We start from the raw sequence: 6,210 nt of genomic DNA, 5'->3' as shown, positions 1-6,210 counted from the left end.
CCCGCCGAACCTACAGAGCCTGAGACGGCTAGCCTATAAACACCTCGCCTCAAAACGTTACGCCATCAGGTATGGGAGTCCCCAGTCACCTTGGGCACCGTAAAGCGGAACTCACTGCCGCGCCCCACCTCACTTTCAGCAACAATCTTGCCGCCATGGGCCTGGATGATGCCTTGGGTGATGTACAGCCCCAAGCCACTGCCGGTGGGGTTGTTTTCGGTTTGGGTCCAATAGCGATCAAACACGTGCGGCAGTTGCTCCGGCGCAATGCCTTCCCCGGAGTCGCGCACCGAGAACACGATCTCCTCGCCATTGCTCATGGCGCTGATGCCGATATTGCCCTGGCGCGGGGTGAACTTGATGGCGTTGCCGATGAGGTTGGACAGCACCTGGAACAGGCGCTCCGGGTCGGCGTTGATCTGCAGGCCAGGCTCGGTGTTGAACGACAGGTCGATGCCTTTCTCCATCGCCAGGGGCGCCAGCAGGGAATAGGCCTCTTCAAAGATCTGGCTGACATCCAGCGCCACCGGCTTGACCACGTAGCGACCGGCCTCGATCTTCGAGGTGTCGAGCAAATCTTCCAGCAACACATTCATTCGCCCCGCGGCCTGTTGCATGGTGTCGATGGCCGAGGAAATCCGCCGCGAGGTATGGGGGCCATCGGAGCTGAACGCCTTTTGCATCATGCCGCACAGCATGGAGATGACCGTCATCGGGTTGCGCAGGTCGTGGGAAACCACCGCGACCAGCTCATCACGGGCGCGCACCGCCTGTTGCTCGCGCAGCACCTGGCGCGCCAGGTCGTTTTCCAGGGCGGAACGGCGCAGGTCGTTGGCGGCGAAGCGGTCGCCATGGCTCCACTTGGTGGAGATGCCGGCCATTTCCACCTTCCAGATTTCGAACGAGGTGCGTGGGCGAAGGCGCAGGCCGGCGTCGGAGTTTTCCAGGTCCAGCGGCTTTTTCGGGTCACCGCTCCAGTTGATGTTCTCTTTCACTTCCGGGCGGAACCACAGCACGCCGTTATCCACAGGCTTGGGCAGGCTCATGGCCAGGACGCCACTAGCGACCTGCTGGAACTCGACCGCCGGCGGGTACACCGAGGCCAGGTTATGGCTGGAAAACACCGGCTCGCCGCTCTCTTGCAGCCACTTGTGCAAGGCGCGGATCTGCGCCGGCTCCGGGCAGTTGCCGTAGCGGTGCAGTTGCTTGTCTTCGATGATCGCCACGCCGCCGGACAGGGTCAGGTCCATCAGCAACTGGCCTCGCTGGGCCAGGCCGTCGAACACGTTCTGTTCGGACGCTTTCATCGCTTGATCCAGCAGGGCCAGGGCCTCGACTTTTTCCTCGCGCTGGCGGCTCAGGTCCAGGGCTTCCATGGCGCTGATCTGCAACGACAGCACCTGGCCGATGGTCTGGCAGGCGGTACGCAGGTCGTTGGGCACCAACAGGGGCTCGCGGTTGCCGCAACTGATCAGGCCCCACAGCTTGTCGCCCTTCATCAGCGAGATGCTCATGGACGACAGCACGCCCATGTTCTGCATGTACTGGCAGTGGATCGGCGACACGCTGCGCAGGGTGGCGAAGCTCAAATCCAGTGGCTGGCCCGTGTCCGGGCGCAGCTTGGGCAGCAGCGGCACCGGCTCATACGCCGCGTTGGGGATGATGCGCAGCCAGTTGGTGCGATACAGCTCGCGGGCCTGCTCGGGAATGTCGGACGCCGGGAAGAACAGTCCGTTGAACAGCTCCATGCTCGGCGCCGACGCTTCGGCGATCACCTGGCCATGGCCTTCGTCTTCGAAGCGGTAGATCAGCACGCGGTCGTAACCGGTCATGGCCTGGATTTCATTCACGCTGATTTCGTACAGCGCTTGCAGGGTTTTCGCCGCCTGCAAACGTTGCAGCATCTTGCCCAGGTCACTGGTGCGACCGTTCAACGCCCGTGGGCGGAAATCCCTGAGCAGCGGTTCGAACTCCAGCACCAGCACGTGCTGATGGCGATGCAGCAAGCCTTCGAACTCCGCGCCGTTGAAGGTGACGTGCAGCGGTGGGGCATCGAAAAACGTGTTGTTTTCGGCCATGGCCGCAACAGCCTGGGCTTGTTCGCTGCCAATCAGCGTGTGCAGCGGCTGGCCCAGCAGTGCCTCGGGCGTGTGGCCGAACAAGGTGCCGACGTTGGCGCTGACCTGGATGATCGTAAGGTCTGGCTCCGACAAGGTCAGCAGCACGCCGTGAGGCTGGATCGCCCCCGGAAAGCGAATGGGCTCGTCGGCACAGTTGGCAAGCAGCTCTTCAAAATCTTCGGGTTTCATAGCAGTACCTCCTGGCTGTCGAGCCATTGCTCAAAACAGCTGAATGTTGAACGGGCTGCCGCTACCGCGCGCTGTTTTGCACAAGCATCCAGCGGCTGACGGCCCAGGTAATCGAGAAAATCCTTCCAGCGCCGACCGGTCTCGGCGCCGTATACATTGAGAAACGCGCCGCCGTTTTCGGCGTCCAGGTCCAGACGCTGGGCCATTTCCCGGCGCAATACCTGGCCGCCCAGGGTCGCGCCTTCCAGCACATACAGGGCGCCGAGGCAGGCTTCGGGGGTGTCAAACGTCGGGAGTGCGTCGCAGCGAGGCAGGGCGCAGAGGGTTGTGTCACTCAGGCCCAAGGCGCGCAGATCATTCAACAGCGTCGGAGTTTTCACGCGAAGCACTGGGTCAAATCCTTCCGGGATCAAGCCAATGTCATACAGCGCTGCTTCCATCGGCGCGTAAAAGCCGTAATACGCTCGAAGCAGGCGCCCGTACCACTCGGCATCCAGGCGCTCGGAGAAAAACGGCAGGCGTTTCTCCAGCGCGACGTGCAGCAGGGCAGTGCCTGTGCGCAACGCTTCCAGCAAGGTGGGCGCACCAACGTCATGGGCCTGTGAATGCATTCAATAAGCTCGAACTGTGGGCCTTCCGGCCATGAATGACGCGTGGAAATGGGCGACGATTCTACACACCTCAAGGCCGTCAGCTGTGCGCACAAGGCGAAAAGGCTGACCAGCGGATCAGAAAAGTCGCTCCATGCCTCATTAATGACCGTAGAGCGTGTCGCGAAGTTCGGTTTGGGTGATGTCGTGAAGCTATCAATGCATGGACGGCCCCTGCGGGGTCAGCGCCGTTTGCACCTGTTCCAGCAAATGTTCGGCGCTCCACGGCTTGGGCAGAAACCGTACGGAACCACCCAGTTGCGCCGCCAGCTTGGTATTGCCGGACGTCAGCAACACCGGCCCCCCCGGCCAGCGATGAGCCACCACTCGACTCAGGTCATAACCGTTGAGCAAACCCGGCATCTGAATATCACTGACAATCAGGTCCACCGGCTCATCGCCTCGTTCCAGGTAAATCATCCCTTCATCCGCCGAAGGAAACGACGTCACCAACGCCCCGAATTCCTCCAGCACATCCACCATTAACGAACGAATGATCTCGTCGTCTTCCAGCACTAAAATCGATGGCTGAGCCATGATCCTTACTCCACCATCAGGGTTCATAGGGGTGGAGTAGAACACGCCTGCATAGGTTCGATTGGATGTGTTTGGGGCGATGGGTGGTCATAAGAATACTGCTGCTGGATGATCCGCCCACCTCACGGCCTCTCCCGCAAGTGATCTGGATGGGCATGCGTTCCTGACAAACAGGCATAATCCCCCGCGACACCTGAAGGGGAGCCCAGCATGAAGTACACCTTGATCACCCTCGCCCTGATCCTCGGCACCAGCCCCGCCTTCGCGGCCGGCGATGCCGAGGCGGGCGGCAAACTCTTCACCAAGACCTGCGGCGGCTGCCACAGTGTCGGCGAAGGCGCGCGGGGCGGGTTTGGCCCGGAGCTGAACGGCATCATCGGCCGACCTGCCGGCATTACCACGGATTATCAATACTCCGACGCGATGAAATACTCCGGCGTGGTCTGGACCCGCGACAAGCTCGCCGCCTATATCGAAGCGCCGAAAAAAGTCGTGAGCGGCACGCGGATGATCTTCTGGGGCATCAGTGACTCGGAAAAGATCGACAATATCCTGGCCTACCTCGAAACCTTCCAGCCCAAGTAGTCACTCGCGCACATTCCTGAACAACATCATCCGCGCACTTTCATGCAGCCCCCGGGTCAGCCCCTGCAAGCGCTGAAACTCTTGGGGATGCTGCGCGGCCACGTCCTCGCGCGGGGTTGGCGAGGCCAGGTCATGCAGGGTCGGTGAACTGCCGTCGTGCTGCATCTGCAACAGGAAGTGTTGGGTCACGCCGCCGATGATGGGGAAGGTGCCTTCGCGCAGGACCAGCGGCACCACGCGTTCGCCCTCGGGCGCGGGCTGCTGGATGTCGCGGCCCAGCGCGCCATTGCGAAACGGCATGCCCGCCATGCCGGCCACGGTGGGCAGCAAGTCCGCCAGGCCCACGGCTTCCTCGATCACCCGTGGCGCCAGGCCGGGGGCGTGGATCAGCAGCGGCACGTTATTACTCTCCAAACCCAGCTGTTCAAAGGCCGGCGCCATGTGCGGGATCTGGCTGATGCGCGTGTTGTGGTCGCCGAAGAACACAAAGATGCTGTTGTCGTACCAACCGCCGGCCTTGGCGATCTCTATCAGGCGGCCGATGTTGTAGTCCAGCAGGCGCACCGCGTTGTACTGCTCGACGCTGCGCGAACCGGCGGCCTGGACGTGTTCCAGGGTCACGTCGGCGACCTGGAACCCATCATTGTGCTGGGGGATGGTGAACGGCCGGTGGTTGCCGGAGGTTTGCAGGTAGGCGAAGAACGGCTGGTCTTCGGGCACGGCGCGCAGCAATTGGTCGCCTTCCTTGAACAGGTCCAGGTCGGAAATGCCCCACACGTCCACCCGTGGCGAGCGCCAATGGCTTTCTTCATAGAGCTGCACGCCGTCGATGCTCTGGCGGATCAGCGCGTTGATATTCGCCCAGCCGGCGTTGCCGCCGATCATGTAGAACTTCTGGTACCCCGCGAACGCGTTGATCAGCGTGTGTTGCCGGGTGATCAGCGGGTTGCGCGTGGCGGTCTCCTGGCGAGTCACGTCCGGCACGCCGCTGATGCTGGCCCACACGGTTTTGGCGGTGCCGGTGACGGGCACGTAGAAGTGTTTGAAGAACCAGCTTTGCGTGGCCAGTTTGTCCAGGTTCGGCGTGGGGTTCAGTGGGTTGCCGTAGGCGCCGACGGCACTGGTGCCGAGGGATTCGAGCATCACGAAAATCACGTTGGGCGGGCGTTCGCCGGCCAGCCGATAGGGCTGTACGCCTTGTTCGCGGATGAAATTCAGTGCTTGTGAATCGGGTTGATCAACGCTCAGGTAGTCGGCAATTTGCGGGTAGTGCTCGCGCACCTTGTGTTCATCGAATTGCGATTGGCCGACCTTGACGGTGTCGTACAAAAACAGCACCGGGTTCAGGCCCACGGCGGCCAGTTGGCTGTTGCCGGAAAAGAACGCATCGCTCCAGCGCAGGGGCACCGGGTTTTCCAGGTTGAGGTTGGCGACGCGGCCGAGCAGGGCCAGCAGCACGGCGATAACGCCGATCACACAGATGGGCACCAGCGCCCATTTGCGCATGGGGCGGGCCGGTCGATCCAGGGTCAAGCGCTCCAGGCACACCAGTGCCCACACCCACAGCGCCACCGCCGCCAGCCAACAGGCCGTTATCCACAGCACCGGGTAGGTTTCCCACACCATCTGCTGGGAAATCTGCGCGTCTTGCAGGTAACGCAACACCGTCGCGTTGAGGCGTACGCCGAGGTAGGCGTAGTGGCCGAAGTCGATGATGTAGACCAGGCCGACCACGGCCAAGGCCACCACCAGATAACCGCGCGCCAGCCAGCGCAGGGCGGGCAGGGTGATGAGGTTCCAGCGCGGCAGCCAGGCCAGCACGGCCAGGGGCAGCAGGAGCAGCACCGCCAGGCGCAGGTCGAAACGCAGGCCGATGCCGAGGGTTTCCAGCAACTGCGGCGTATTTAGCGGCAGGCCGGAAAAGCCCAGCACAAACACCAGCCGCAACGCCGCCAGCAATACAAACACCAAGCCGATCGCGCCTACGCCGTAGCGCAGGCGGCGTGATTGCAACGCAGTCATTTTTTTCCCCATTCCTTAAATCGACGCAAAGCCCATGTGGGAGCGGGCTTGCCCGCGATAGCGGTGGTTCAGTTGAAGCAGCGGTGGCTGATACAGCGCTATCGCGG

General features: G+C 62.2%; 5 protein-coding genes. 1 reads left to right on the top strand and 4 read right to left on the bottom strand.

All coding sequences use genetic code 11. The features are described 5' to 3' along the window. Nucleotides 1-65: 65 nt before the first annotated feature. From B348_RS0107390 to B348_RS0107380, 3 genes are all read right to left on the bottom strand, one after another. Nucleotides 66-2,309, bottom strand: coding sequence for an ATP-binding protein (locus tag B348_RS0107390; protein WP_017735502.1), 2,244 nt, complete (start codon nt 2,307-2,309; stop codon nt 66-68). Continuing rightward, nucleotides 2,306-2,920: a biliverdin-producing heme oxygenase gene (locus B348_RS0107385; protein ID WP_017735501.1), complete on the bottom strand. Its 615-nt coding sequence runs from the start codon at nt 2,918-2,920 to the stop codon at nt 2,306-2,308. Before B348_RS0107385 ends, B348_RS0107390 begins: the two co-directional genes overlap by 4 nt. Before the next feature lie 195 nt (nt 2,921-3,115). Further along, complete coding sequence (locus B348_RS0107380; protein ID WP_026136629.1) at nt 3,116-3,496, bottom strand: response regulator; 381 nt, start codon at nt 3,494-3,496, stop codon at nt 3,116-3,118. 210 nt (nt 3,497-3,706) lie between these two features. Here B348_RS0107380 and B348_RS0107375 point away from each other — a divergent pair, with 210 nt between their 5' ends. Continuing rightward, the gene (locus B348_RS0107375) at nt 3,707-4,081 is read left to right on the top strand and encodes a cytochrome c family protein (protein ID WP_017735499.1); all 375 of its coding nucleotides are present in this window, start codon (nt 3,707-3,709) and stop codon (nt 4,079-4,081) included. Here B348_RS0107375 and B348_RS0107370 read toward each other — a convergent pair whose 3' ends face one another. Further along, nucleotides 4,082-6,103 carry an LTA synthase family protein gene (locus B348_RS0107370; RefSeq protein ID WP_017735498.1) on the bottom strand — a complete coding sequence of 674 codons (2,022 nt, stop codon included), beginning with the start codon at nt 6,101-6,103 and terminating at the stop codon, nt 4,082-4,084. It lies immediately after the preceding gene. Nucleotides 6,104-6,210: the final 107 nt, after the last annotated feature.

This window comes from Pseudomonas sp. CBZ-4 (assembly GCF_000346755.1).
Taxonomy (GTDB): Bacteria; Pseudomonadota; Gammaproteobacteria; order Pseudomonadales; family Pseudomonadaceae; genus Aquipseudomonas.
The sequence above is the reverse complement of the archived record's forward strand: the minus strand, read 5'-3'. Positions and strand labels throughout refer to the sequence as shown.

Excerpts from the sequence above, each read along its gene's own strand:
- B348_RS0107390 (WP_017735502.1), bottom strand. The coding sequence starts at position 2,309 with ATGAAACCCGAAGATTTTGAAGAGCTGCTTGCCAACTGTGCCGACGAG.
- B348_RS0107385 (WP_017735501.1), bottom strand. The coding sequence starts at position 2,920 with ATGCATTCACAGGCCCATGACGTTGGTGCGCCCACCTTGCTGGAAGCG.
- B348_RS0107380 (WP_026136629.1), bottom strand. The coding sequence starts at position 3,496 with ATGGCTCAGCCATCGATTTTAGTGCTGGAAGACGACGAGATCATTCGT.
- B348_RS0107375 (WP_017735499.1), top strand. The coding sequence starts at position 3,707 with ATGAAGTACACCTTGATCACCCTCGCCCTGATCCTCGGCACCAGCCCC.
- B348_RS0107370 (WP_017735498.1), bottom strand. The coding sequence starts at position 6,103 with ATGACTGCGTTGCAATCACGCCGCCTGCGCTACGGCGTAGGCGCGATC.